The sequence below is a fragment of the Haloferax sp. S2CR25 genome (genome assembly GCF_031624535.1).
Classification (GTDB): domain Archaea; phylum Halobacteriota; class Halobacteria; order Halobacteriales; family Haloferacaceae; genus Haloferax; species Haloferax massiliensis.
Genome location: NZ_JAMQOO010000001.1, coordinates 120,574 through 146,218, shown reverse-complemented (window position 1 = coordinate 146,218; position 25,645 = coordinate 120,574). Strand labels below are relative to the sequence as shown.

Annotated in this window: 27 protein-coding genes; 10 read left to right on the top strand and 17 right to left on the bottom strand. The window is 66.8% G+C overall.

Going from position 1 to position 25,645, the window contains the following annotated elements; genetic code table 11:
- Positions 1 to 423, bottom strand: coding sequence for a cytidine deaminase (gene cdd, locus NDI65_RS00730; protein WP_004041462.1), 423 nt, complete (start codon positions 421 to 423; stop codon positions 1 to 3).
- 146 nt (positions 424 to 569) lie between these two features.
- Between cdd and NDI65_RS00725 the strand changes: the two genes are divergently transcribed.
- Both NDI65_RS00725 and NDI65_RS00720 read left to right on the top strand, forming a co-directional pair.
- Entirely contained in the window at positions 570 to 824 is a 255-nt protein-coding gene (locus tag NDI65_RS00725; protein WP_089777749.1) for a hypothetical protein, read from the top strand.
- 95 nt (positions 825 to 919) lie between these two features.
- A complete protein-coding gene (locus NDI65_RS00720) occupies positions 920 to 1,189 on the top strand; it encodes a hypothetical protein (protein ID WP_089777747.1) in 270 nt (89 codons plus the stop codon).
- Between the two features lie 32 nt (positions 1,190 to 1,221).
- Here the strand turns inward: NDI65_RS00720 and NDI65_RS00715 are convergent, their stop codons facing one another.
- Complete coding sequence (locus NDI65_RS00715; protein ID WP_089777745.1) at positions 1,222 to 1,803, bottom strand: GNAT family N-acetyltransferase; 582 nt, start codon at positions 1,801 to 1,803, stop codon at positions 1,222 to 1,224.
- A 123-nt stretch (positions 1,804 to 1,926) separates the two neighbouring features.
- Between NDI65_RS00715 and NDI65_RS00710 the strand changes: the two genes are divergently transcribed.
- Entirely contained in the window at positions 1,927 to 3,933 is a 2,007-nt protein-coding gene (locus tag NDI65_RS00710; RefSeq protein ID WP_310893110.1) for an AMP-binding protein, read from the top strand.
- Between the two features lie 21 nt (positions 3,934 to 3,954).
- Here the strand turns inward: NDI65_RS00710 and NDI65_RS00705 are convergent, their stop codons facing one another.
- The 8 genes from NDI65_RS00705 to NDI65_RS00670 all read right to left on the bottom strand — a co-directional run bounded on the left by NDI65_RS00705 (position 3,955) and on the right by NDI65_RS00670 (position 12,431).
- On the bottom strand, positions 3,955 to 5,262 hold the full coding sequence (locus NDI65_RS00705) for a dicarboxylate/amino acid:cation symporter (protein ID WP_089777741.1): 1,308 nt from the start codon (positions 5,260 to 5,262) through the stop codon (positions 3,955 to 3,957).
- 137 nt (positions 5,263 to 5,399) lie between these two features.
- Entirely contained in the window at positions 5,400 to 6,107 is a 708-nt protein-coding gene (locus tag NDI65_RS00700; protein ID WP_089777739.1) for an AMP-binding protein, read from the bottom strand.
- Positions 6,108 to 6,201: 94 nt separating this feature from the next.
- Positions 6,202 to 6,522 (bottom strand): cupin domain-containing protein, encoded by a 321-nt coding sequence (locus NDI65_RS00695; protein ID WP_089777736.1) that lies wholly within the window; start codon positions 6,520 to 6,522, stop codon positions 6,202 to 6,204.
- Positions 6,523 to 6,574: 52 nt separating this feature from the next.
- Entirely contained in the window at positions 6,575 to 7,732 is a 1,158-nt protein-coding gene (dnaJ, locus tag NDI65_RS00690) for a molecular chaperone DnaJ (protein WP_089777734.1), read from the bottom strand.
- Positions 7,733 to 7,878: 146 nt separating this feature from the next.
- Positions 7,879 to 9,759 carry a molecular chaperone DnaK gene (gene dnaK / locus NDI65_RS00685; protein ID WP_089777733.1) on the bottom strand — a complete coding sequence of 627 codons (1,881 nt, stop codon included), beginning with the start codon at positions 9,757 to 9,759 and terminating at the stop codon, positions 7,879 to 7,881.
- Between the two features lie 223 nt (positions 9,760 to 9,982).
- Positions 9,983 to 10,744 carry an alpha/beta hydrolase gene (locus NDI65_RS00680; protein ID WP_193310946.1) on the bottom strand — a complete coding sequence of 254 codons (762 nt, stop codon included), beginning with the start codon at positions 10,742 to 10,744 and terminating at the stop codon, positions 9,983 to 9,985.
- A 127-nt stretch (positions 10,745 to 10,871) separates the two neighbouring features.
- Positions 10,872 to 11,567 carry a nucleotide exchange factor GrpE gene (locus NDI65_RS00675; RefSeq protein ID WP_089777729.1) on the bottom strand — a complete coding sequence of 232 codons (696 nt, stop codon included), beginning with the start codon at positions 11,565 to 11,567 and terminating at the stop codon, positions 10,872 to 10,874.
- Positions 11,568 to 11,684: 117 nt separating this feature from the next.
- Positions 11,685 to 12,431, bottom strand: a complete 747-nt coding sequence (locus tag NDI65_RS00670; protein ID WP_089777728.1) for a PAC2 family protein — start codon at positions 12,429 to 12,431, stop codon at positions 11,685 to 11,687.
- A gap of 180 nt (positions 12,432 to 12,611) precedes the next feature.
- On the opposite strand from NDI65_RS00670, the gene NDI65_RS00665 reads away from it, so the two are divergent.
- Complete coding sequence (locus NDI65_RS00665) at positions 12,612 to 13,553, top strand: RsmB/NOP family class I SAM-dependent RNA methyltransferase (protein ID WP_310893450.1); 942 nt, start codon at positions 12,612 to 12,614, stop codon at positions 13,551 to 13,553.
- The gene (locus NDI65_RS00660) at positions 13,550 to 14,086 is read left to right on the top strand and encodes a hypothetical protein (protein WP_089777727.1); all 537 of its coding nucleotides are present in this window, start codon (positions 13,550 to 13,552) and stop codon (positions 14,084 to 14,086) included. Before NDI65_RS00665 ends, NDI65_RS00660 begins: the two co-directional genes overlap by 4 nt.
- 33 nt (positions 14,087 to 14,119) lie before the next feature.
- Here the strand turns inward: NDI65_RS00660 and NDI65_RS00655 are convergent, their stop codons facing one another.
- Positions 14,120 to 15,622: a DUF790 family protein gene (locus NDI65_RS00655; RefSeq protein WP_310893449.1), complete on the bottom strand. Its 1,503-nt coding sequence runs from the start codon at positions 15,620 to 15,622 to the stop codon at positions 14,120 to 14,122.
- Positions 15,623 to 15,784: 162 nt separating this feature from the next.
- Here NDI65_RS00655 and NDI65_RS00650 point away from each other — a divergent pair, with 162 nt between their 5' ends.
- Positions 15,785 to 16,177 carry a transcriptional initiation protein Tat gene (locus NDI65_RS00650; RefSeq protein WP_089777726.1) on the top strand — a complete coding sequence of 131 codons (393 nt, stop codon included), beginning with the start codon at positions 15,785 to 15,787 and terminating at the stop codon, positions 16,175 to 16,177.
- 39 nt (positions 16,178 to 16,216) lie between these two features.
- On the opposite strand, the gene NDI65_RS00645 is transcribed toward NDI65_RS00650, so the two are convergent.
- Positions 16,217 to 17,593, bottom strand: coding sequence for a DEAD/DEAH box helicase family protein (locus NDI65_RS00645; protein ID WP_089777725.1), 1,377 nt, complete (start codon positions 17,591 to 17,593; stop codon positions 16,217 to 16,219).
- Between the two features lie 143 nt (positions 17,594 to 17,736).
- On the opposite strand from NDI65_RS00645, the gene NDI65_RS00640 reads away from it, so the two are divergent.
- Complete coding sequence (locus tag NDI65_RS00640) at positions 17,737 to 17,886, top strand: hypothetical protein (protein ID WP_167344111.1); 150 nt, start codon at positions 17,737 to 17,739, stop codon at positions 17,884 to 17,886.
- A gap of 49 nt (positions 17,887 to 17,935) precedes the next feature.
- Here the strand turns inward: NDI65_RS00640 and NDI65_RS00635 are convergent, their stop codons facing one another.
- Genes NDI65_RS00635 through NDI65_RS00625 form a run of 3 tightly spaced genes read right to left on the bottom strand, consistent with a single transcriptional unit; the run spans position 17,936 to position 20,654 of the window.
- Positions 17,936 to 18,754 (bottom strand): ABC transporter ATP-binding protein, encoded by an 819-nt coding sequence (locus tag NDI65_RS00635; protein ID WP_089777724.1) that lies wholly within the window; start codon positions 18,752 to 18,754, stop codon positions 17,936 to 17,938.
- Complete coding sequence (locus NDI65_RS00630) at positions 18,742 to 19,611, bottom strand: ABC transporter permease (RefSeq protein ID WP_042666216.1); 870 nt, start codon at positions 19,609 to 19,611, stop codon at positions 18,742 to 18,744. The genes NDI65_RS00635 and NDI65_RS00630 overlap by 13 nt, the downstream gene beginning before the upstream one ends.
- Positions 19,608 to 20,654 carry an ABC transporter substrate-binding protein gene (locus tag NDI65_RS00625; protein ID WP_089777723.1) on the bottom strand — a complete coding sequence of 349 codons (1,047 nt, stop codon included), beginning with the start codon at positions 20,652 to 20,654 and terminating at the stop codon, positions 19,608 to 19,610. The genes NDI65_RS00630 and NDI65_RS00625 overlap by 4 nt, the downstream gene beginning before the upstream one ends.
- Before the next feature lie 256 nt (positions 20,655 to 20,910).
- Here NDI65_RS00625 and NDI65_RS00620 point away from each other — a divergent pair, with 256 nt between their 5' ends.
- Both NDI65_RS00620 and NDI65_RS00615 read left to right on the top strand, forming a co-directional pair.
- Positions 20,911 to 22,032, top strand: coding sequence for a pyridoxal phosphate-dependent aminotransferase (locus tag NDI65_RS00620; protein WP_089777722.1), 1,122 nt, complete (start codon positions 20,911 to 20,913; stop codon positions 22,030 to 22,032).
- Positions 22,033 to 22,465: 433 nt separating this feature from the next.
- Positions 22,466 to 23,284, top strand: a complete 819-nt coding sequence (locus tag NDI65_RS00615) for a hypothetical protein (RefSeq protein WP_139043111.1) — start codon at positions 22,466 to 22,468, stop codon at positions 23,282 to 23,284.
- A gap of 200 nt (positions 23,285 to 23,484) precedes the next feature.
- Here NDI65_RS00615 and NDI65_RS00610 read toward each other — a convergent pair whose 3' ends face one another.
- Positions 23,485 to 23,904: a DUF5367 family protein gene (locus tag NDI65_RS00610; protein WP_089777720.1), complete on the bottom strand. Its 420-nt coding sequence runs from the start codon at positions 23,902 to 23,904 to the stop codon at positions 23,485 to 23,487.
- 81 nt (positions 23,905 to 23,985) lie between these two features.
- Between NDI65_RS00610 and NDI65_RS00605 the strand changes: the two genes are divergently transcribed.
- Positions 23,986 to 24,231: a hypothetical protein gene (locus tag NDI65_RS00605; RefSeq protein ID WP_042666210.1), complete on the top strand. Its 246-nt coding sequence runs from the start codon at positions 23,986 to 23,988 to the stop codon at positions 24,229 to 24,231.
- A 220-nt stretch (positions 24,232 to 24,451) separates the two neighbouring features.
- On the opposite strand, the gene NDI65_RS00600 is transcribed toward NDI65_RS00605, so the two are convergent.
- Positions 24,452 to 25,627 (bottom strand): redox-regulated ATPase YchF, encoded by a 1,176-nt coding sequence (locus NDI65_RS00600; RefSeq protein WP_089777719.1) that lies wholly within the window; start codon positions 25,625 to 25,627, stop codon positions 24,452 to 24,454.
- Positions 25,628 to 25,645: the final 18 nt, after the last annotated feature.

Below are 25,645 nucleotides of genomic sequence, written 5' to 3'. Positions count from 1 at the left end.
TTACTCGTCGGCGTCGCGCTTCGCCGCGGCGGCTTCCAGCGTGTCCAGCGAGATGGTGTTCGGGAGGAGTTCGCCCAGCGTGTACTCGGCGACGTCGTCGCCGCCGAGGTCGCAGACGACCGGGAGGTCCTCGTCGCAGAACTCCGCGAGCGTCTGGCGGCACATCCCACAGGGGGTGACGCCGTCGCGCGCCCCCGAGGTGACGACGAGGCGGTCGAACTCGGTGTGGCCGTTCTTCACGGCCTCCGCGACGGCGACCTCCTCGGCGTGGAGGCTGTTCGAGTAGTTCGCGTTCTCGATGTTACAGCCCACGTAGACCTCGCCGTCGGCGGTCCTGAGCGCCGCTCCGACGGTGTACTCCGAGTAGGGGACGTAGGCGTTGTCGAGCGCTTCGCGGGCGCGTTCGACGAGTGCTTCGGGCATTGGGCGCTCATTCGCGTGGGGTGGCTTAGTTCGTTCGGCTCTCCGAGACTGTCGGTCCGGCGGTCGACGGACGGGGCCGGCTCCGTGGCCACCTCCCATCGAATCGTCCCGCAAGCGACTATACGGCGCGGCCCTAACGCCGCGTCGTGAACGACACATCCGGCGGACGACGAATCCTGCTCCTCGTCGGCGCGAGCGTCGTAGTCATCTCGGGCGTCCTCGGCGTCTTCATCGGCGAGAACGGCGGCCAAGTCGCCGCCGAGATATCGCTGTTCGGCGTCCTCCCGCTGCCGACCAGTCCGCTCGCGTTCAGCCTCTACGGAATGGTGCTCTCGGCCGTCCTCCTCGCGGCGCTGTTCGCGCTCGTCGAGTACGCCTCGCGCGTGGAGAACGCCCGGTAAAACGGCGGTTCACACCGCGGCGAAACGCCCTATCAGTCGGGGAACCGCGACCGCAAGGCGGACCGCTTTTGCTCGTCCGGCCCCGACGGACCCGCATGGACGCGCCCTCGTCGACCTCGACCTCGGACGCCTCGGCCGGCGACGCCGCCCCCGGCCCGCTCCCGGAGGACACGGGCGGAAAGAACCGAAAGCGCGCCGCGCTGGCGACCGCACCGTTCCTCGCGCTCGGGCTGGCCGACGTGGTACTCATCCTCCTACAGGGGCTCGAACCGCTCTGGGGCTTCGCCATCCTCCCGCCGATTCTGTTCTGTAGCGTGCTGACCTGGATCGTCTTCAGCACCGACTTCCTCGACGACCGGACCTGAGTCGGGGGGCGACCCGACTCGGAGCCGGAACGTCAGCGCCGCAGGTTCGTGGAGTACTTCGTCGGCGTCTCCTCGTCGTAGCCGAAGTCCTCGGCGGTCAGTTCCGGTTCGGCGTCCCCGCCGCTCGCGGGGGCGGCGGCTTTGAACCGCTCGCGCAGTCGCTCGGGCATCGAGAACGCCTCGCGGTCGAGTCGGAGCGCGATGGCGTCGCCGTCGGCCTCTCTGACTCCGTCGAGTCGCTGCCGCGGCCCCGCCGGGAGGTCCTCGGCGTCGACCGCCTCGAAGCCGAACTGCGCGCAGTAGCCGTGGTCGGCGGTGAAGCCGTAGACGGTGTCGAACCCCTCGGCCGCGGCGCGGTCGACCAGTCGCTCGACGACGTGCGCCCCGACGCCCTGTCCGCGCCACCGCTCCGAGACGCCGACGCAGGTGACCTCGCAGAACGGCTCGTCGGCCTTGTTGACCCGGATGCGCCCGAAACCGGCCTTTTCGCCGGACTCCTCGTCGAGCGCGATGACGTAGTCGCGGGAGCGGAACGAGCCGTCGTCGAGTCCGAGTTCCTCCAGCGAGTCGAGCAACCAGACCTCGTCTCGGTTCTTCGCGTCTCGGACGTACATGCCTATCAGTAGCACACCGGCCGACAAAAACGCCTCGGGCCGGGTCGCCGATTCCCGCCGCGTCCGGCGAAGTCAACGAAAGAACAGTAAAGATTCATGGTCGCGGTCGCGGTACCTCGATTCATGGACGTGCCCGACACCGACACCGTGGTACACGAACCGGACCCGGCGTTCGTCGAGGACGCCAACGTCACCCGCTTCATGCGGGAACACGACATCGAGGACTACGACGAACTCATCGAGCGGACGACGACCGAGGTTCCGGGCGTCGGTGCCTCGGGCGTCGAGTGGTTCTGGGACGAACTCGTCGACTACCTCGACATCGACTTCTACGAGGAGTACGACGCGGTCCGCGACGATTCGGAGGGGCCGCAGTTCTCCCGCTGGTACCCCGGCGGCGAAATCAACGTCGCCCACAACACCCTCGACCGCCACGCCGCGGTCGGCTCCGGGAACCGGAACCGCGTCGCCTGCATCTGGGAGGGCGAAGACGGCGAGGTCGTCCAGCGGACCTATCACGACCTCTACCGCGAGGCCAACCGCGTCGCCAACGTCCTCGAATCGTACGGCGTCGAGACCGGCGACACCGTCGGCCTCTACATGCCGATGGTCCCCGAGGTCATCTCCATCCTCTACGGCTGTTTCAAGGTCGGGGCCATCGCGGTTCCCATCTTCTCCGGGTTCGGCGTCGACGCCACGGCGACCCGCCTCGAAGACCCCGAGTGCTCGGTGCTTTTCACCGCCGACGGCTTCTACCGCCGCGGCTCCGAGGTCCGACTGAAGCCGACCGCCGACGAGGCGATGGCGGAGGCGGGCTGCGTCGAGAACGTCGTCGTCTACCGGCGGTTCGGTGACGAAAGTGAGGATAGCGACGCCGACGTGCCGTGGACCGAGGGCCGCGACGAGTGGTGGGACGACACCGTCGGCACGGCCGACGCGGCGTACGAGACGAAGCGCCTGCCGTCGGACGCCGAGTCGATGTTACTGTACTCCTCGGGGACGACCGGCAAGCCGAAGGGCATCGTCCACACCCACGCGGGCGTGCAGATGCAGACCGCGAAGGAGATTCACTTCGGATTCGACCAGAAGCCCGAAGACCGCTTCTTCTGGGTCTCCGACATCGGCTGGATGATGGGTCCGTGGACGCTCATCGGGAACCACACGTTCGCCGGCACCATCTTCATGTACGAGGGCGCGCCCGACTACCCGAACCCGGACCGCTTCTGGGACATGATAGAGCGCCACCGCATCACCACCTTCGGCATCTCGCCGACGGCCATCCGCGCCCTGCGGAAGTACGGCGACGAGGAAGTCGAGAAACACGACCTGTCGAGCCTCCGCCTGCTGGGGTCGACCGGCGAGCCGTGGGACCCCGAGTCGTGGATGTGGTTCTACGAACACGTCGGCGGCGGCGACGCGCCCATCATCAACATCTCCGGCGGCACCGAAATCTGCGGCTGTTTCCTCATGCCGATGCCGACCCAACCGCTCAAGCCCTGCTCGCTCGGCGGCCCCGGCCTCGGGATGGACATCGACATCGTGGACTCCGCGGGCGAGTCCATCGCCGACACCCACGAACGAGGCTTCCTCGTCGCCCGCGACTCCTGCCCGTCGATGACCAAGAGCCTCTGGGAGGGCGACGAGCGCTACCTCGACACCTACTGGTCGTCGTGGGACGACCTCTGGGACCACGGCGACTGGGCGCAGAAAGACGAAGACGGCTTCTGGTTCCTCCACGGCCGCGCCGACGACGCCCTCAACGTGGCCGGCCGCAAGGTCGGCCCCGCCGAGGTCGAAGGCGCGCTCATCGAACACGACGCGGTGAATCAGGCCGCCGCCGTCGGCGTGCCCGACGACACCACCGGGACCGCCGTCGTCGCCTACGTCGTCCTCGAAGACGGCGTTGCGGAAAGCGACGACCTCCGCGAGGAGCTTCGCGGCGTCGTCGGCGAGGAGTTGGGCAAGCCGTTCCGCCCGCGCGAGATACTGTTCGTCGACGAGTTCCCGAAGACGCAGTCGGGGAAGATTATCCGCCGCGCCATCGCCTCGATTTACGCGGGCGAGGACCTCGGCGACATGAGCAGTATCGAGAACCCCGAGTCGCTCGAAAAGATAGAGAACGCGTCCTGAAGCGGTTTGTCCGGCTTTCGTTCAGTCGGACAGCGCCGCGCCGACGCCGTCGTTCCACGCGTCGGCGGTGAAGTCGACCGCGTCGTTCCACGTGGCGACGACGGTCGTCACCGCGAGGTCGCCGGTCACGTTCACCATCGTCCGAATCCGGTCGAGGATTGGGTCGACGCCGGCGACGAGCCCCACGATTTCCAGTGGGAGTCCCAACTGCGTCAAGACGAGCGTGAGCATGATGAGCCCCGACCCGGGCACGCCGGCGGTGCCGATGCTCGCCAGCACGGCGACCGCGACGACCGCGAACTGGTCGGCCAGAGAGAGGTTCACGCCGACGATGTTCGCCGCGAAGATGGCCGCGACGCCCTGGTACATCGCCGTTCCGTCCATGTTGATGGTCGCGCCGAGCGGGAGCGTAAAGCCGTAGATGCGCTCTTCGATGCCGAGGTTCTCGTCCGCGTCGGACATCGTGACCGGGAGCGTCCCGGACGACGACCGGATGCTCAGCGCGGTCACCATCGCGTCGCGCGCGCCGGAGAGGAACGCCGCCGGCGACCGCCCCGCGACCCCGACGACGAACGCGCCGAGGTAGACGAGTCCGATGTGGACGACGGCCGCGAAGAGCATCGTTCCGATGAGGAGCGCGAAGGGCAGGATTGCGTCCACGCCGGCGGTGCCGAAGACGTTCGCCATGAGCGCGAAGACGCCGAGAACGCCGAACTCCATCGCCCCCCAGACGACCTTGTACATCGCTTCCGCGCCCGCGTCGGCGAGATCGAAGAACGCCTCGATGCCGCGTTTGACCTGCTCGTCGTCGGTCTCCTCCCACGCCAGCGTGAGGCCGAGGCCGAACACGACGACGAAGAAGATGGTCGGGAGCACGCTGCCCTCGGCCATCGCGCCGACGGGGTTCGTCGGGACGATGTTGAGGACGACTTCGACGGCGTCGGGGGCCTCGGCGCTCTGTGCCTCGGCACCGGCGAGCAGTTCTTCGAGCCCGCGAGAGCCGGGGGAGACGAGGTTACTCACGCCGAGCCCGATGGCGACCGCGAACGCGGACGTGAGCGCGTACAGGCCCACGACCTGCGCGCCGACGCGCCCGAGCGACGCCGGCGAGAGCTGTCTGACGCCCATCAGGAGCGTGAACACCACGATGGGGACGATGAGCATCTCCAGCAGTCGGACGAACAGGTCGCCGACCGGTTTCAGGACCGTCGCGGGTTCGCCGACGACGAGACCGACGAGCGACCCGAGGACGAACGCGACCCCGATTCGGTAGACGATGCCGACCGAGCGATACCGATTCCAGAGAGACGCGATGCTAGACTGTGACATGTGACGTGTGTGAACCACACATATAGCCGAATTATAAATGTAGCGGTTGAGAATCGGAATTTAATACGAGGGTAGAAGTAAAACTCAAGAATCGAACGGATATTTGACTCTCCGACAATACGCCGCCGCGTCCGTCGTCACCACGCGTCGTCAGGCGCGAGGGCGACCGACTCGGGAACCCCGTCGCCGACCGAGAGCGCCGCCTCGACGGCCTCGTCGCCCGCGGGAATTTGAATCGTCCCGCCGGCGAGAAGCGGGGCGAGCACGCCGGCGACGACGGTGCCGGGACGGGAGAGCGACGACCGAACCGCGACCGCGTCGTCCGCTTCGAGGTCGAAGTCGGCGACGACCCCGCGGGCCGCGTCGAGCAGGTCGCCGTGGGTGACCTCGCGGTCGTCGGCGACGAGCGCCGGGTCGTCGGGCGCGACGACCTCCGGGTGGACCGCGGGGTTCTCGCTCCAGACCTCCTGTTCCCAGTGGGTCGTCGCGGGCGAACTCGGCGGGCCGCCGAACACGGCGAGTTTCTGCCCCGGCGGCAGGTCGTCGAACTCGGACTCGCGGGCGACGGCGACCACGGTCGCCCGCGCCTCGACCGCGGGGTCGAACGCGGACACCGCGCCGAGTTGGGCCGCCCCGAGGAACGTCAACAGCGGTTCGGGGAGCGACACCGGGTCGACCGCGACGCGAGCACCTTTGCGGACGCCGAGATAGCGGAGGACGTTCCCGGCCTTGTACGAGGTCGTGATGAGGTCGTGGTACGTGTAGGTCCGGGCGGGGCCGTCGACCCGGAGCGCGAGTCGGTCGCTCCGCCGGTCGCGGGCCATGAGGTCGCCGATAACGTCCATAGCCGACCGTACGGCGTCGGCGCGAAAAAAGCCCCCGAGGCGCGCTCGCGGGTCGAGAGCGCGACGGGAAAACGGCGTCGTCCCTCGATTCGAATCAGGGCGCGCCCGCGATGACGAACGTGCTCTCCTCGGGCCCGTTTCGGAGTTCTCGGGTGTCCTCCGGCGAGACGCGCACGGCGTCGCCGGGTTCGAGGTCGAGTTCCTTGTCGTCGACGACGAGCGTGGCCCCGCCGGAGACGAGGTAGTACACTTCCTCGTGGCCCTGTTCGGCGTGGTCGTGGGGCTTGCCGGACCAGTCGGGGTCCGCCTCCAACACGCTGAAGCCGAGTTCGACGCAGTCGAGTTCGTCCCGCAGGAAGTGGAGCCCGCCGCCGACCGCGTCTACGTCCTCGTAGTTCGCTTTCGTGTAGGACATCGACCGAACTGACGGCCGCCGGACAAGAGAGCGTGGCGGTGCCGGAAATCCGTTACAGGGAGTTCTTCAGCTTCTGGAAGAGGCCCTCTTTCACTTCTTCGCCGCCGGCCTCGGCGAACTCCTTGAGCGCCTCGCGCTGTTCCTTGTTGAGGTCTTCGGGCGTGACGACGTGGACCTCGACGTGCAGGTCGCCGTGGCCCCGACCGTCGAGGTGGGGCATCCCCGCGCCGGAGACGGTGAACGTCGACCCGCTTTGGGTGCCCGCGGGCACCTTCAGTTCCTCCTCGCCGTCGAGCGTCGGCACCTCGACGGTCGCGCCGAAGACGGCCTGCGGGAAGGAGATGGGATGGGTGTACCGGAGGTCGTCGCCCTCGCGCTCGAACTCCTCGTGGTCGCGGACGGTGACCTCGACGAACAGGTCGCCGTTGGGACCGCCGTTCTCGCCGGGTTCGCCCTCGCCGCGGTAGCGGAGGCGCTGGCCGTCGCGGAAGCCGGCGGGGATGGTGATGGTCACGTCGCGGGTGCGGCGGACGCGACCGCTCCCGCGGCACTCCGAGCAGTCCTCGCTGTACGTCTCGCCCTCGCCGCCGCAGGCGCGACAGGTCGTCGTCTGCTGGACGCGGCCGAAGGGCGTCTGCTGGACCGTCGTCTGCTGGCCCGAGCCGTTACACTCCGAACAGGTGTTCACCTCTGCGTCGTCGGGGTGGCCCTCGCCGTCGCACTCGGGACAGACCTCGCGGCGGCGAATCGTCACGTCGCGCTCGACGCCGTGGTAGGCGTCTTCGAGGTCGATGGAGATGCGCTGGGCCACGTCGCGGCCCTGCTGGGGGCGGTTGCGCTGTTGGCCGCCCGCGCCGCCGTTGAACAGGTTGTTGAAGATGTCCTCGAAGCCGCCGCCACCGCCGCCCATTCCACCGAACGGGTTGCCGCCGCCGCCGAAGGGGTTGCCCTGTCCGCGGCCGCCGCCACCGCCGCCGCGTTTCTGGGACTGCTGGAAGCGCTCGTGGCCGACTTGGTCGTACATCTGCCGCTTCTCGTCGTCCGTGAGCACCTCCTTGGCCTTCTGGACCTTCTTGAACTTCTCCTCGGCGTCGTCCTCGTCGGAAACGTCGGGGTGGTACTTCGCGGCCTTCTTGCGGTACGCGTTCTTGATTTCGTCTTTCGAGGCGTCCCGCGAGACCCCGAGTACGTCGTAGAAGTCCTCGCTCATCGGTTGCTATCTTGTAGCCGGTGAAGGTATTTGAAAAGTCCGTCTCTCGTATCGCGGCGAGCGCGAGCGGGGTCAAACCGGAGGTTTCGCCCGGATTCGACCGCCGGCGTCGGGTCCCTCGGCGAGCGCGAGCGTCAGCCGGGTGGTTAGTTGTCCTCGTCGCCCTCGGCGTCCTCGTCGAAGTCCGCGTCGGCGTCGACGAAGTCCTCGGGGTCAGCACCGCCGGGGCCGCCGGCCGCGCCCGCACCAGCGCCAGCGCCGCCGGCACCGCCGGCCTGCGCCTGCTGTTGGTACATGCGCTTGCCGATCTCCTGCAGTTCCTTCGAGAGCTCCTCGGTCACGTCTTCGAGTTCGTCCGTGGAGGCGTCGTCGTCTTCGAGGACGGCTTCGACGTCCTCGATGGCCGCCTCGATGTCGTCGCGGAGTTCGTCGTCGACGTTCTCTTCGTTCTCTTCGAGGAGCGTCTCCGCGCGCTGGACCGCGCCCTCGGCCTCGTTGCGGGCCTCGACGGCGCGGCGGCGCTCTTTGTCCTCTTCTGCGTGCTGTTCGGCTTCCTGCTGCATGCGGTCGATCTCGTCGTCGGAGAGACCCGCGCCGCCCTCGATGGTGATGGACTCGGCGTTGCCGGAGCCCTTGTCCTCGGCGGAGACGTTGACGATGCCGTTCTCGTCGATGTTGAAGCCGACTTCGATCTGCGGGGTGCCCGCGGGGGCCGGCGGGATGCCGGAGAGCGTGAACTCGCCGAGGAGCTCGTTGTCCTCGGCCATCTCGCGCTCGCCCTGGAAGACGCGGACCTGCACCGTCGTCTGGTTGTCGGCCGCGGTGGTGAATATCTTCGACTCCTCGGTCGGAATCGTCGTGTTCTTCTCGATGAGGCGCTCGAAGAGGCCGCCTTTGACCTCGATACCGAGCGACAGCGGCGTCACGTCGAGGAGGACGATGTCGTCGACCTCGCCTCCGAGGACGCCGCCCTGGATGGCCGCGCCGAGCGCGACGGCCTCGTCGGGGTTGACGGACTTCTTCGGCTCGGAGCCGAGCAGTTCTTCGACCTTGTCGCGGACCTGCGGCATCCGGGTGGAGCCGCCGACGAGGATGACGTCGTCGATGTCGCCCTTGTCGTAGCCGGCGTCTTCGAGCGCCTGCTCGGTCGGCTCGACCGTGCGGTCGATGAGGTCGGCGGTGAGCGACTCGAACTTCGCGCGGGTCAGGTCGTATTCGAGGTGGACCGGCCCGGAGTCCGTCGCCGTGATGAACGGGAGGTTGATGGTCGTCTCCTTGCGGGAGGAGAGCTCGATTTTGGCTTCCTCGGCCGCGTCCTTGAGACGCTGGAGGGCCTGTCGGTCCTCGCGGAGGTCGATGCCGTGGTCGTTTTCGAACTCCTGTGCGAGCCAGTCGATGATGGCGTCGTCCCAGTCGTCGCCGCCGAGGTCGTTGTCCCCGTTCGTGGCGACCACTTCGTAGACGCCGCCGCCGAGGTCGAGGACGGACACGTCGAACGTGCCGCCGCCGAGGTCGTAGACGAGCACGGTCTGGTTCGACTCGTCGTCGAGACCGTAGGCCATCGACGCGGCGGTCGGCTCGTTGACGATGCGCTCGACGTCGAGACCCGCGATTTCGCCGGCGTCCTTCGTCGCCTGCCGCTGTTTGTCGTTGAAGTACGCGGGGACGGTGATGACGGCCTTCTGCAGTTCGTCGCCGAGGTAGTCCTCGGCGTCGCGCTTGATCTTCTGGAGAATCATCGCCGAAATCTGCTCCGGCGTGTACTCCTCGCCCTCGATGTCGACGGTGTAGCCGTCCTCGCCCATGTGGCGCTTGATAGAGCGAATCGTGCGCTCTGGGTTCTGGATGGCCTGGTTCTTCGCCGGCTTGCCGACCAACCGCTCACCGTCGTCGGTGAACGCGACGACGGAGGGGGTGGTTCGGTCGCCTTCTGCGTTCACGATAATCTCCGGGTCGCCGCCCTCCATCACCGCGAACGCGCTGTTCGTGGTGCCGAGGTCGATACCCAGAATCTTGTTGCTCGCCATCTTGCCCGCAAATACCGTCTTTTGCCGGTTAAAGGTTACTAGATACTGCGACACACGGTGTGCATCGGGGTCGACGCCGTCTTGCGATTTCTACTTCTCGCGTCGAAACAGGTCGGTCGATTTATGTAGAACCGCCGACCGCGTCGCGGCGACGGCTCCGAGCGCGGTCGCCCGGCGGCGACCCGACGCCCGGTCGGCGACCAACCGCGCGGCTCTCGGAGCGTCAGTCGGTCGGCTGAGGTCGCTCGGTTCCGTCGACCGAGTCGGATTCGTCAGCGCCGTCGGACCGGAGCGACGACGCGTCGGCCCCGTCGAGGGCGTCGAGCACCGTCGAGAGCGTCCGCTCTCTGCCCTCGCTGGCGAAGAACTCGTGACCCCCGTCGTACGGGACGAGGTTCGACGCCGGCGTCCGGTCGCCGATTGCGCGGACGTCCACGACCCGGTCCGAAAGCGAGACGAACACCACGTCGTCGGGGCGGAACGGCGGCAGCGACTCCTGTGCGCCGTGAACCATGCGAAGGAACGCGGGCGAGGCGTTGGCCGGCGCGTCGGCCAGTTCGGCCGCGAGTTTCAGTTCGCCGAGGTCCTCGCGGGAGATGCCGGACGGGACGACGGGTTTGGTCGTCGGCAGTCGCCTGAGGAGGGGCAAAAGGACGGTGGCTACCCCCGACACCGCGGTTCCCCACCACGGGCTCAAGAAGACGTTCCGGACCGCGAGGTCGAGGTGGGCGGCGACGAGGCCGCCGGTGCTGTGGCTGAGGACGAGGTCGATGTCGCGGTCGACCGCGTACGCCCGCACCGGGCTCACGTACTGGCGCTCGAACTCCCAGCCGTTCGTCGGGAGCTCGACGGCGTGGACGTGATACCCCTCGTAGGTGAGGCGGTCGAGGAGCCACTCGACGCTCCGGTGACCCGGCTTGTTGCCCCACCCGAGGACGAAAAGCAGGTCGTCGTCGCCGGGGTCGCCGTGTTGGGTGACGCGCACGGTCGGCCGCCGCCGACGGGAACGAAGTCGCATGGCGTAGTGATAGCGAGGTGAGAACAAAAGTCCTCGCCGGTCGGAGGGAGGCGAGACCGCCCCCGACGGCGGCGAGCGCCCGGTCGACAGCGCGCTATTCGCCCTTGCTGACCGTGATCTGCGCGGCGCGGATGACCTTGTCGGCCATCTCGTAGCCGGGTTGGAACACGTCGGCGACGGTGTCCGCCGGCTGGTCGCTGTCGACGCGCATCATCACCTCGTGGCGGTTCGGGTCGACGTCGGTCCCCGGTTCGGGGTCGATGATTTCGACGTTCTCGTCTTCGAGGATGCGGTCGAACTCCTTGAGCGTCGATTCGAGGCCGCCGCGGATGTCGGCGTCGTCGTCCTGGTCGAGCGCGCGAACGAGGTTGTCGCGGACGGTGACGACGCGCTCGACGAAGTCCTCCGTGGCGCGCTCTTTGATTTGGGACTGCCGCTTCTTCGCGCGCTTCTTGTAGTTCTGGAAGTCCGCCTGCGTGCGCTTGAGACGGGACTGGAGTTCCTCGGCCGTCGCTTCTGCCTCGTCGCGTTCGGCTTCGAGGTCGGCGACGCGGGCTTCGAGCGCCGCGACTTCGGCCGCGAGGTCGTCGTCGTACTCGGCGACGCGGTCGGCGACGGTCGGGCCGTCGCCCGTCGCGTCGGATTGCTCGGCCGCCGACTCGGCGCTCGACGCCTCGCCGTCGGCGTCCGTCGCCGCGTCTTCGGCCGCCTGCGCCGCTGCGTCGGATGCCGCGTCAGTCTCGGATTCTGCGTTCGCGTCCGTGACCGACTCGGCAGGGTCGTCGCTCATGGGCGGGAGAAGTGTCCGACGCGGCTTAAACGTGTAGACTGCGGGTCGGCCGAAACCCTTCTCAGGGCGGAGCGGTCGCGCGGGCCGGGACTCCCCGCGACCGACGACCAGCGCCGCTTACTGGTACATCCCGAGCGGCCGCGCCTGCGTGCTCTCCTCGTCGGACTGCTGCATCCGCCGGGCCAACTGCTCTTTGGCCTGGCGAATCTCGGTGGCGCTGTCCACGAGGTCGTCCACGGGGACCTCGACGCCGACGAGCGGTTCGATGCCCTGTTTGATGATGACGCGAGCGGCCTCGGGGTCCGGGAACTGCGGGTCCGACTCGACGACCAGCGCGAGCGCCGGACGGCCGACCGAGACGGCGTTGCTCAGGAGCGCGCCCGTCGGCCCCGAGACGAGTCCCGTCTCCGTGGGGCGGTCGATGCCGGCGGCTTCGAGCCGCGACCTCGCGCCGTCGGTGCCGACGCCGTAGAGCGCCGGCACGTCCTCGGACTTCTCGCGGGCGATGCCCGAGAGGAACACGGGAAGCACGTCGAGGTCTTCGAACCACGGGCCGAGACAGGTGGCGAGTTCGGTCGCCGCTTCGGGGCGGATGGGAATGTCGCTCTGGAGGACGAGCAGGTCCCGCTCCGCGTCGGCGTAGAGCCTGACCGGCGGGTGCAACGCCGGGTCGTCTTTCATGTAGACCGCGACCTTCGGGACGCCCTCGCAGAACACGTCCGCGTAGTGGGTCATGTCGAAGGCCTCCACGAGATGGTCGGCCGCGATTTTGCCGACCAGCCCCACGCCCGGCAGCCCTTCGACCAGCGTCGGCGACTCCAGTTCGTCGGTGAGTTCCTCCGCGAGGACGCGAATGCGTGCCATACGTGAACATGGTCGCCCGGGCGAGGTAAAACCGACGGGCGAATGCGTCGCCATCGGCCGACTGGACGGCGCGACTGGTTCGGCCGGTCGTTTTCCGGCGACGACGCCAACGCCGCCGGCGACTCCGACGACGCTGACGACTCCGAAACCGACAAACGCGCCCGCGCGGAATCGAGTGTCATGAACCCGCTCCAGCGGTACGCGCCGCTCGTGGACGACGAGGAGGCCTTTTTCGCGGCCTGCGAGCGGCCGCTTCCCTCCGTCGTCCGCGTCAACACCATCAAGACGACGGTGGCGCGCGCCCGCGAGGCGCTCGACGACGAGGGCGTCGCCTACGAACCGACCGACTGGCACCCCGGCATCCTGAAGCTCGAAGACAGCAGTCCGGGGACGAACTGGCCGTACTTCCACGGCTGGCTCCACGGCCAAGAGGAGGTGTCGGCGCTCCCGGCTATCGCCCTCGACCCCCAACCGGGCGAGCGGGTGTGGGACACCTGCGCCGCGCCGGGGTCGAAGACGACCCAGATTGCCGCCATGATGGACGACGAGGGCGTCCTCGTCGGCAACGACAACAACCTCGGTCGGCTGTCGGCGCTCCGCCACAACGCCGAGCGCCTCGGCGTGACCAACCTCGTCGTGTCGAATCAGGACGCCCGCAACTTCTCGATGAAGCCCTACGGGGAGCGGACCCCGGAAAAGTCCGAATCGTTCGACCAGTTCGACCGCGTCCTCGTGGACGCGCCGTGTTCCTGCGAGGGCACCTGCCGGAAGAACCCCGACGTGCTCGACGAGTGGACGATGAACCACGTGAAAAGCGTCGCCGGCATCCAGAAGGGTATCCTCCGACGCGCCGTGCAGGTGACGAAAGCCGGCGGCACCGTCGTCTACTCCACCTGCACCTTCGCGCCCGAGGAGAACGAGGCCATCCTCGATTTCGTCCTCGAACGGGAGGACTGCGAGGTGGTCGAGTGGGACGTGCCCGACGGCTTCGAGACCGCGCCCGGCATCACCGAGTGGGAGGGCGACGAGTACGACCCCTCGGTGACCAAGGCCCGGCGCGTCTACCCGCACCACAACGACACGGGCGGCTTCTTCACCGCTAAACTGGAGGTGACCGCATGAGCGACGACACCGCCCCCGACGAGAACTGGGGCCAGCAGTTCGACCGCCTGCCGCCGACGGCCGACGACCGCGTCGTCGAGGGACGGCCCTCCCGCGAGGAGGTCATCGACTGGTGGGACGAGCGGTTCGGCGTCGACCCCGCCGTCTTCGACGGCTACACGTTCTGGGAGAAGGGCGCGGGGAAGATTTGGGCGTTCCACGGCGAGGTCGTCGACCCCATCGAAGTCGAGGGCCTCGGAATGCGCATCCTGCGGACCCGCCAGCGCCACTGGAAGCCCTCGACCAACGCGGTCCAGCGATTCTGCGGCGACGCGACGAAGAACGTCATCGAACTGAGCCCGGGCGAGGCGAAGGCGTTCGTCGACGGCCACGACCAACAGCTCGACCGATGGGAGGGCGACTGGGGCTACCTCACCGCCGCCCACGAAATCGCCGGCGAACTCGAACCGCTCGGCGTCGGCCTCTACCTCCACGGGGAACTCCGCTCGACCGTCCCCAAGGGTCGGCAGGAAGACCTCGTCAAACTCGACTGAGCCGTTCGGGGTCGTCCGCCGACGCGACGTCTCCTACTTCTCTCTGACCGTCCCGCCGGTCAGTCCCTCCCACTCGACCCGGTAGCCGAGCCGCGAGAGGACCGCGCTCGCGTCGTCGAGACCGCGGTCGTCGAGGGCGGCCTCGACCGCCGACAGCGACATCCCCGCCTCGATTTCTCCGGCGAGCGCGTCGAGGACGGCCGGCCGGACCAGCGTCCGCCCGACGAGTTCGTGTTCGGGAAAGACCACGTCGTCGAGCGCGTCGACCGAGACGCCGCGGGCGGCCGCGAGGTCGGACAAGGTCACCACGTCGGCGTCGGGGGCGAGTTCACCGGGAAGCGACGAGGCCGCGTCGGCGACGAGGTCCGACTCGTAGTCGCGCAACACGTCAACCACGTCCTTCACGCGCACGGAGCCGGCGTACGGGACGGCGCGGTGGTCGCGGGCGGCGATGTCCTCGCCGACGCCGAGCGACTCGTCCACGGCGACGACGAGTTCCACGTCCTCCACGTCGGCGAGTTGGCCCAGTTTCTTCTCGACGTACTCGGGCGTCCAAAAGCCCATAATCTCGAAGAAGACGCGGAAGTCGGCGTGCGCGTAGTCGAACGCGAAGTCAGGAATCATCACGCTGGTTCCCGTTTCGAGCGGTTCCGGCTCCCGGACGAGCGACCAGTCGAGGTCGAGGCCGCGGAAGCGGGCGGCGAAGTCGGCCTCCACGCCGCTGTCGAAGCCGGGTTCGGCCATCGGCTCGACGCCGGGGACCGACACGTCGTCGCTCGTGAGCGTCATCTCCCGGTCGGTCCCGCGGTCGTCGATGGTCGCCACGAGTCGCCAGTCGCCGGCGGTTGCGACCGACCGGAGCAGGCGGGCGAAGGCGGTTCCGTAGCGTCTGGTTCGCTGAAAGAGGGCGTCTGGGCCGGTGACGACGACCTCGCGGCCGGCATCGGTCTTCCGGACCTCGTACATCAGGCGGAGGCGCTTGACCGCCGAGACGACGGCCTTCGGGTCGGAGCTTCGGACCCGGACCTCGGTCGCGTCGAACAGGGCCGTCTGCGCCAGAGAGAGGTTGTACTGCGCGAGCAGTTCGTCGGGCGTCCACCGCGGGTCGAACTCGGAAAGCACCTGTTCGACCTCGCGGTCGGCCGTGAGCGAGTCGTCAACCGCCTCGGGCGACGACCCCAGCGAGGACGCCGCGCGGTCGAGCGCCGCGGCTCGCTCCTCGGCGGTCGTCACGCCGCCGACGGCCATCGCGGCCTCGAACGCGGCGCGGCGGGCGCGGGCGGGCGGCAGGGGAGCGGCCGTCTCGAACACCGCCTCGCGGTCGAGCAGCGACGCGAAGCCGCGGGCGAGTTTGAAGTCGTCGGCCTCGGCTTCGAGGTCGGCGAGGGCGTCGTCGAGGTCGGCCCGGGCGTCGCCGACGTGTCGCCGGAAGACGCCGATTGCCTTCGCGGCCAGCGGGCGGTCGCCCCGGTCGGCGAACTGCGGGTGGTAGCCGCCGCCCGCCCGCGACACGCGAAGCAGGTCCTTCGTCAGCACGCTCGCCACGAGGGGGCGGCGGGACAAAAGCGACTCGGGCGATGCGGAGGGGCGAGCGACGGCGTGCCGACAGCGGGGGCGTAGGTCGAGCGACGGCGCGACTGAGAGGCTGACGACGACACGGACGACAAGGTTCATTGCGCCCGCGGCGGACGCCACCGTATGGAGCGACGACGCCTCCTCGGACTGGTCGCGGTCGGCCTGTCGTCGGGCTGTCTCGGCTCGCTACCGGGCGCGACGGGGCCGCGAAACCCGCCCGAGGCACCGGCGGGCGACCCCCGAGACACGCCGGCGGTCTCCCCGGTCCGCATCGAAGATATCGACTACGAGGCGACCGACGACGGCCGCCTCCGGGTGTTCGGGTCGGTCCTCAACGACGGCGGGGCCGAGCGACTCACCACGGTCGAAGTCCGAGTCACCGTCGGCGGCGAGCGTTCGACGCGGTCGCAGGAACTCGCCGTCCCGGCCGGCGGAACTGCCGACTTCGCAGTCGAGTTCGAGTTCGGCTACGACGCCTTCAGAGAAGACGGCGACCTGAACGTTTCGCTGGTCTGAATCCGAAGACGACCGCGTTTTCGACGGAACCGACTCGCGTCAGCGACGCCGAGCGGCGACCCGTTCTTCCGCCGTCTCGACGCTCACGAGTTCGTAGAGCGTCGCGGTCGCGCCGTCGGCCTTCGGCCGGAGGATGCGGCCGAGCCGCTGGGTGAACTCGCGTTCCGACCCCGACCCAGAAAGCAGGATGCCGACGTTGGCGTCGGGCACGTCCACGCCCTCGTCGAGCACGTTGGCCGCGACGACGGTGTCGTAGGTGCCGTCGCGGAAGCGGTCGAGGATTTCGCGCCGCTCGCTCGTGCCGGTCTCGTTCGTTATCGGCGGGACGAGGAAGCGCCGCGAGATGCGGTAGACGAGGTCGGTCGAGGCGGTGAAGACGATGACGCGGTCCTCGCGGTGCCGCGCGAGCAACCGGGCCAGTTTGTCCACCTTCGCCTCGGAGTTCATCATCACGTCGCGGGCGCGCTGCTTGGCGAGCAGTGCCTGCCGCGCTCGCGGGTCGTTGCCCGACCGCATCACGAGCTTCTGGTAGTCGCTCCCCGACTGCATCGACAGCCCCGAGGTGCGCAGGTAGTTCACGAACGTCTCCTGTGCCTCGTCGTACGTCTCGCGCTCGTCGGCCGTGAGCTCCACCTCGATGCGGCGGACCTCGTAGTCCGCGAGGTGGTCGCCCGCCAAGTCGTCCACGTCGAGGCGGTACACCCGCGGGCCGACGAGTTCCTCGACGCGCTCGTGTGCGCCGTCGGGGCGCTCGAACGTCGCCGTCAGACCGAGGCGAGCGGGCGCGGCGAGAAACCGCGGGATGTCCTGATACCCCTCGCCGCCGAGGTGGTGCACTTCGTCGAAGACGACGAGGCCGAAGTCGCCGCCCACGCCGTCGGCGCGGAGGTACGCCGAGTCGTACGTCGAGACCGTGATGGCCTCCTGCGTCTGTTCGCCGCCGCCGAACCGGCCGACCGCCACGTCAAACTCGGTTTCGAGTTCGCGTATCCACTGGTCCTGTAAATCGATGGTCGGCACGACGACGAGCGTCGGCACCGAGCGGGCGACCATCGCGGCGACCGCGAGCACCGTCTTGCCCGCGCCGGTCGGCAGTTCCACGACGCCCGCTGCGTCTGCATCGAGCCACGCGTCGAGGGCGGCCCGCTGGTACTCTCGGAGGTCGTAGGTCGTCGAGAGCGAGAGGGGGGAGTCGAGCGCGGCCGCGACTCGGTCGTCGTAGTCGACGCCGGCCGCGTCGAGCGCGTCCCGAACCGCGGCGTACAGCATCGCAGGGGCGCGATAGCCGCCGCTTCTGGGGTCGGCTTCGACGCTCGGAACGTCGGCGAGGGCGGCCCGAACGTCGGCGTCGCCCTCGGAGCCGTCGCCGCCAGTGTCGACGTGGACGGTGCCGTCCTCGAAGCGGAGGGTCGTCACTACCGGCGCGTTGGCGGGGCGTGGTGATAAATCGACGGTCCTCGCTGTGGACGGCCGGGGAGGTCGGGGCGGTGCCACGAGGGTCCCGCCCTCGCCGACCTCGGGCCGAAGGTTCAAATCCGATGGCGGGGCTACGGACGTGTATGAGCGACGACCTCGACGACGCGGTCGCACAGTTCCTCAGCGACTACAACAGCGCGATAAAGGAGTACGATAAGGGCTACGTCGACGCCGACGCGACGCTGTCGGTCATCGACGCGCACATCGACGAGTTGCGAGAGGCGCGGGAGTAGGTACGAGAGGCGAGCGAGGAGAGACGCGAGAACCGAGAGCGGAGCAGAGCTACTCCCCGATGAGCCCGCGAATCCGCTCGACGTATTCCGCGAACTCGCTTTCGGTCCGCTCGCGCGGGCGGTCGATATCGACCGAGACGATTTCGCGGACGCGGCCCGGATTGGCGGCCATGACGACCACGCGGTCGGCGAGCGTGACCGCCTCTTCCACGTCGTGGGTGACGAACAGCACCGTCTTGTCCGTCTCCGTCCAGATGTCGAGCAGTTCGCCGTGGAGCATGTCGCGGGTCTGGGCGTCGACCGCGCCGAACGGCTCGTCCATGAGGAGGAGTTCGGGGTCGACCGCGAGCGCGCGGGCGATGCCGACGCGCTGTTTCATCCCGCCGGACAGCTCTTTCGGGTAGGCGTCGGCGAAGCCGTCGAGGCCGACGAGTTCGAGCATCTCGGTCACGCGTTCCGAGCGTTCGGGCTCCTCGACGCCCTGTTCTTCGAGGCCGAAGGCGACGTTCTCGGCGACGGTCCGCCACGGGAACAGCCCGTACTCCTGGAACACCATCCCGCGGTCGGTTCCGGGACCGGTGACGGGCGAGCCGTCGAGGGTGACCGCGCCCGACGTGGCGGCTTCGAGGCCGGCGATGATGCGGAACAGCGTCGTCTTGCCACAGCCCGAGGGGCCGACGATACAGACGAACTCGCCGTCCTCGACGGCGAACTCCACGCCGGAGAGGGCTTCGACCGTCCGCCGGTCGGACGCGTAGGTTTTGCCGAGCGAGTCGACGCGGACCGTCGCGGTCTCGTCGGGGTCGGCCGCGGTCGTGTTCGCGGACGCATCCGTATCCGCGTTCGCGTCGCCGCTCATGCTCTCCACTCCAGCACCCGCCGTTCGACCCGGCGGAACAGGCCGTCGCTCACGAGGAAGACGATGCTGATGACGAGCATGTAGGCGACCGACACGTCCATGGCGAGGTTCTGCGCCGTGTTGAGAATCTCGTAGCCGACGCCGACGCCGACGATGAGTTCGGCCGCGACGACAATCATCCAACACTGGCCGATGCTCGTCCGGATGCCGGTCATGATGGAGGGGCTGGCCGCCGGGATGACGACCTTCCGAATCATCGTCCAGTCGTCGTCGACGCCGAGGGTCGCGGCGACCTCCTTGAGGTCCTCCGAGACGCCTTCGACGCCGCCGTAGGCACTGTAGAAGTTAATCCAAAACGAGCCGATGGCGACGATGAACGTCGCGCCCTGGTGGTTGACGCCGAGCCAGATGACGGCGAAGCCGATCCACGCCAGCGGCGGAATCGGGCGGAGGAGGCGCGTGACGGGCGTGAAGACGCTGTCGACGCGGGTGTTCCAGCCCATGGCGACGCCCGCGAAGACGCCGAGCGACGTCCCGATGAGCAGTCCCGGCACGTAGTGGTAGAGGCTCTGAATCAGTTTGACCAGCAGTCGAGTCGCCGGGAGTTCCACGCCGGTGAATGGAATCGACAGCGAGGCCGGCGCGGTGAGCTCGACGACGAACGCCGCGAGCACCTCGACGGGCGACGGGAGGAGATACGTCGGTTGGAACAGTGCGGCGACGTACCAGACGGCGAGGAAGCCGACGAAGCCGGCGACCGCGAGCCCCGTCTGTTCCGAGGAGAACCCCGCGAGTCGGTCGAGCAGTCGCTCGTCCGCCTCGGTCTCCGAGAGGGTGACGCCCGCGCCGACTTCGTCGTTGCTCATAGCGAGTCGTAGATACCGTAGTCGAACATCTCGTCGATGCTCAACTGCGCTTCGGTCTTCCCGAGCGTCTGGGCGTAGTCGGCGAAGATTTCGGCCCCGCCTTCGATGTCGTGGGGGTCGGTGATGAAGTCGGACGCGGGCGAGTCGAGCGCCGCGCGGGCGGTCTCGACCGGGAGCGCGCTCTCGCCGATGACCGAGCTCGCGTGCTGGGCGGCGCTGTCGGGGTTGTCGGCGACGAAGTTCGTCGCCTGCCGGTGGAGTTCGACGAACTCCGTGGCGAGGTCGCGGTTGTCCTGCCGGAGGCGGTCGTGCATGAGCGTGACCGCCGCGGGCTGGCCGGGCATGAAGTCACCCGCCCACGCGATGGGCTGGAACGGCGCGTCGTTGGCCTCGATGACCGTCGGCACGGGTTCCATGATGCTCGTGCCGTCGACGTTGTTCGAGAGGAGCGCCTGCTGGACCGCGGCCGCGCCGCCGAGGCCCTTGACGTTCACGTCCTCCTCGGGGTCGAGGCCGAGCGTGTTCTGAATCCAGTAGCGGAGCAGGATGTCCGGGACCGACCCCGGCGGGAAGGTGCCGAACGTGAACTTACGTCCCTTCTGCGCCTCGAACTCGGCGAAGGCGTCTTTGCCGTGTTCCTCCCACAGCGCGGCGAACTCGTCGGTGGCGAGAATCTCCATCGCGTTCTTGATGTTCGCCGCGGTTATCTTCGCGGGGATGCCCTTGTCCATGACAATCATCGCCGGGACGATGCCGAACATCATCACGTCGAAGTCGCCCGTCGCCGACGCCTGCACGATGCTCGGACCGTCGGAGAACTTCTTGCCCGCCACAGGGACCGAAAGCTCGTCGAACAGCCCCTCTTCTTCCATCACGAAGTACTGCATGTCCGGGTAGATGGGCATGTAGGCGACGTTGAGTTCGTCCAGCCCGCTCCCGCCGGACCCGCCGAGACAACCCGCGAGGCCGGCGGTCGCCGCGAGTCCGGACCCCTGCAGGAAACGTCTACGGCTGATCGACGTCGAACGTGGTGCCTCTGTCATTGTCCTCGTTACGAATCAGCGCCTTATTCCGGGCGCGCACCCGGTAACGATAGACGCGGTAGATGACACTCGAAGAGTCGTTGAAGTCCCCATTACGGCCGTATTTCGGGTTAGAAACGCGTTTTTTCCGAGACTTACGTCTCCCAGATAGCGGCAGCAGCTTCCGACAAATGCCCCCGGTCACGTCACTGATTCGATGGGTCAGCGGCGACCGTGCGTGGGAAGAACTATCCCGAACGGCGACACCGGATAGGATATGACGCACTTCTCCGACCGGGTGGAGCGCATCTCCATCAGCGGCATTCGCAAGGTGTTCGAGGCGGCTGGCGAAGACGCTATCAACCTCGGGCTGGGTCAGCCCGACTTCCCGGCCCCGGACCACGCGCGACGGGCGGCCGTCGAAGCCATCGAGGCCGGCGAGGCCGACGGCTACACCGGGAACAAGGGCCTCCCGAACCTGCGCGAGGCCATCGCCGAGAAGCACCGCCGGGACCAGGGCGTCGACCTCGACCCAGACGACGTCATCGCCACGGCCGGGGGGAGCGAAGCACTCCACATCGCTATCGAGGCGCACGTGAACGAGGGCGACGAGGTCATCATCCCCGACCCCGGCTTCGTCTCCTACGACGCGCTCACCAAACTCGCCGGGGGCGACCCGGTTCCGGTCCCCCTCCGCGACGACCTGACGCTCGACCCCGAGGCGGTCGAAGACGCCATCACCGACGACACCGCGGCGTTCGTCGTCAACAGCCCCGGCAACCCGACGGGCGCGGTCTCGCCGCCCGACGACATCGCCGAGTTCGCCCGCATCGCCGACGAACACGACGTGCTCTGCATCTCCGACGAGGTGTACGAGTACACCGTCTTCGAGGGCGAACACCGCTCGCCCATCGAGTTCGCCGAGACCGACAACGTCGTCGTCGTCAACTCGGCCTCGAAGCTGTTTTCGATGACCGGCTGGCGACTCGGCTGGGTGTACGGCTCCACCCGCCGAGTCGAACGCATGCTCCGCGTCCATCAGTACGTGCAGGCGTGCGCCTCCGCACCGGCGCAGTTCGCCGCCGAGGCCGCGCTCAGCGGCCCGCAGGACCGCATCGAGGAGATGACCGAGACGTTCCGCGAGCGCCGCGACCTCGTCGTCGAGGGGCTGGAGGACATCGGCCTCACCGTCCCGTCGCCGGGCGGCGCGTTCTACGTCATGCCCGAGGTCCCCGAGGGCTTCGTCGACGAGTGCATCGACCGCGGCGTGATTATCGTGCCCGGCGAGGCGTTCGGCGAGCACGGCCGCGGCTACGCCCGCCTGTCGTACGCGACCGACACCGAGTCGCTCCGCGAGGCCATCGAAATCATGGGCGAAGCGTACGAGGCGGTCATATAATACCTAAACCGAGGCACAGTTATCTGATTTTGTTTCGATTTTAGATATCGCTCATTATTTAATTTCTGTCATCATGTTTGTTCCAATTGGATAGTCAAATACACAACAGTTGTGAAATGACTCTCGACTTGCCGCAGAATCGTACGGGATTGTCAGTTTGCTATTAGCACACTTCGCTATGTCCCTGACGTTAGTGAGAAGAGAGGTGTTCTCGTCAGGTACGGTCTAGTCTTCGAGATCCGTCGCAAAGCACTCGCTGAGCAAATCTTCGAGCACCACTCAAACCCACTCAATGACCCGGACGGTTCTCAAACCGGCTAACTAGGTTGTTTTCCGGCCACTAAGTCATGTTGCTATACAAACTATTTAATCGTGAATTCACTCTAATTATCGCCAGAATCTTTTTAATATGTCACTCGGAATGCATTATATGATGACAGAAGAAGACAATAGCAAGACACGGAATGGTCTGGTTGTTAACCGACGCTCAATCCTTCGAACCACGGGGGCCGCTTTGGCGACTAGTGGCTCTATTGCGGGTATTTCCGGTTCTGCAGCCGCGGAAAATGGTTGTCCCGAACCAGATAATGGAGAAAGCTATTGGGACTGTTGGGACGATTCAGAGACATGGGATGAAGCCAACGGAATGAATCATAACCCCGACGGCGACCGGTATCAAGCTCAGATAAAAACCTCAATTGGTGCCAAGAATACCGATTCAGACGACTGCGATAACTGCGTATATTACCATTTTGATATTGCATCGTCGGTTGAAGCACGTAAGAAATACGAGCACATGGAAAATAAGCCAAATATTTGGAGTTACGGTATCAGATGGAACGCTAGTGATAGTGTCACTGGTGATCCTCAACCCCTTGACTCTAACAATACTCAAAGTGGAATAAGCGACCCAGACGGGGACGCCTCTGCTGAAGATGATAAAGAAGAGGCCTTTCTTGCACTAGCTGATGTCATTGTGGCAGGTGGAACATTGCTTTACCCTGCTTACTCTGGTAGTGCCTTCCTGTATACTGTTGCCCGAACTTCGGATATGTTCGTCGAAGAGGAAGAGAACCAAGTTACGTTCAGTGATAATACTGACAAGCACAAGGCTGTGAATTTCGCCATGAATAATTTCCGGTTCCAAGTAGATGAATATGAGTCCGGGACTGTTGAGATTGAAACATTCGTAAATGCAACACACGAACACACGTTGACGTCGAAAACGTTCGATCTGGATCGGCACCTGTAGTTTTTCTTTTTAATTTATATTAATACACCAACTATGGTTTAATAACCACATAGGATTCGGTCTGGTAGGCCAAAGCGAATACTACGTCACTAAGTGAAGATTCGATGCAGAATTGTATTCACAACAATAGAAAAATAGATTTGGTATTAAATTAAAAATATCATACTATTTCGAGTAATACGGTCCCAGGCTGAAACGTTTCATCGACTGACGAATCCGGCCACGAGCACCGTCGCGTACGCCAAGAGCAACAGCCCGCCGAAGAGCCCCGCGGATTCGAGGCCCATGTTCGGGTAGACGACCGAGAACAGCGCCGTCGAGACCGCGTCGACGAGCATGCCGGGAACGACGAGCAACACCGCGGCCTCCCGCCGCGCGCCGCCGGACAGCCCGCGCCACCGGAAGACCCCGACCGCGAGCGCCCACATCACGGGGACCGTCAGCGCGAACACGACGGCCGTGACCAGCGGGCGAGAGGGGACCAACACGAGTTGGCCGACGACGCGGAAGACGAGTCCGGCGACGAGGGCAATCGCCAGCCCGACGCCGAGCAACACCCGCGTCTCGGGCAGCGGGAGCCGGCGGGCGTCGGCCTCGGAAACCTGTGAACCGATTGTCATGCATCCCGTACGCGGGCAGGGCGTATCAGCGTTCGTGCCGGCCACAGGATATTATGTCACCCCGGCATAACGATTGGTCGAATGTCAGTACTCTCGACCGCCGACGAAGGGAAGTTCCTCATGGACGAGGAGGCCGAACAGATCGGAATCGTGACCGAAGTCGACGCGGACGCCCAAGTCGCGTACGTCGAACCCGACCCGGACCTCGCCGAGGCGGTCCTGCAGGGCCTCGGCTTCGGCGACGCCGACGGCGACGACATCGAGGTCCCGGCCGAGTCGGTCGAGACGGTGACCGACACGGAACTTCGCGTCGCAAAGGACCTCTGAGCCGCCGGGACGAATCCTGTTTTCCGCCGTGAATCTCGACGCGTGAGCCGCGCGACAGTCGAACTGGTGGTGCGACTCCGCATTCTGTGTTCGGTCGACTATCGGTGACGTGGGATATCCAATTCTGTATAGCGAAATTTGATTTACGTGTGGCGTGGCAGACGAAGTACTGACCGAGGACAAACAACGAAATCCGGCAGAAAAGACGAACCGCTGACAGTTACTTCGCCGTCGAGACGATTTTGATGACGTCGCCCTCTTCGAGTTCGTGATCTTCGGCGATGCGGCGTTTCGCTCGCGCGTCGACCGCGTGGAGGTAGCCGTCGCCGATGTCGGAGTGGACCGCGTACGCGAGGTCCCGCGGCGTCGACCCCCGCGGGAGGAGGAAGGCGTCGGGGAGGACGTTGCCCGTGCCGTCGGTCCACTTCGACTCGTTCTGGACGGGGTAGACCGTGATGCGGTCGAGCACGTCGTAGACCGCGGTGTCGATGGCCTCCTGCGTCCCGGTGCCGCCGTGTTCGCCCATCAGGTCGCGGATTCGTTCGAGGCCCTTCCGCTGGGCGTCGCTCACGTCGCCGACGAGTTCGAAGTCGTCGTCGCCGGGGTGATAGTCGATGATGCCCGCCTCGCGGGCCCGCCGGAGCGCGAGTTCGCCATCCGCCGTGGCGGCGATGACGGGCTTTCCGGTCTCGGCGAGTCGTTCGAGGTTTTCCGGGGGCGCGATATCCACCTTGTTGGCGACGAGGACGATTGGCTTGGTCCGCTGGCGAATCGCGCGGGCGAGTTCGACGCGGTCAGCGTCGTCCCACTCCCTTGGGTTCGGCGAGTAGTCGAGGTCCCGCAGGACGGCGGCGATGTCGAACTCGCTCGCGCCGACGCCCGTCAGGAGGTCGGCGAGGGCGTCATCCATGTCGAAGTCGGGCGACCGCGACTTGCGGACCACGGACTCCCAGTTCTTGTGGACGATGCCCGCGAGCCACTGTTCGAGTTCCTCCTCGATGAAGTCGACCTCCTCGACGGGGTCGAAGCTCCCCACCTCGACGGGTTCGCCCTCGGCGTTCGTCCCGCCGGAGGCGTCGACCACGTTGACGATGGCGTCGGCGTTCGTCAGTTCGTCGAGGAACTGGTTGCCGAGGCCGCGACCCTCGTGCGCGCCGGGAACGAGGCCGGCCACGTCGACGAGTTCGACGGCGACGTAGCGGATGCCGTCCTCGCAGTTGCCGCAGCGCTCGTCGCGGTCGAAACAGGGACAGCGGGTGCGAGCGTGCGTGACGCCGCGGTTCGCGTCGATGGTCGTGAAGGGGTAGTTCGCCACGTCGACCTCGGCGAGCGTCGAGGCCGTGTAGAACGTCGATTTGCCGGCGTTCGGCTTGCCGGCTAACGCGAGAGAGAGCATGGCTCGACGATGGTCGCG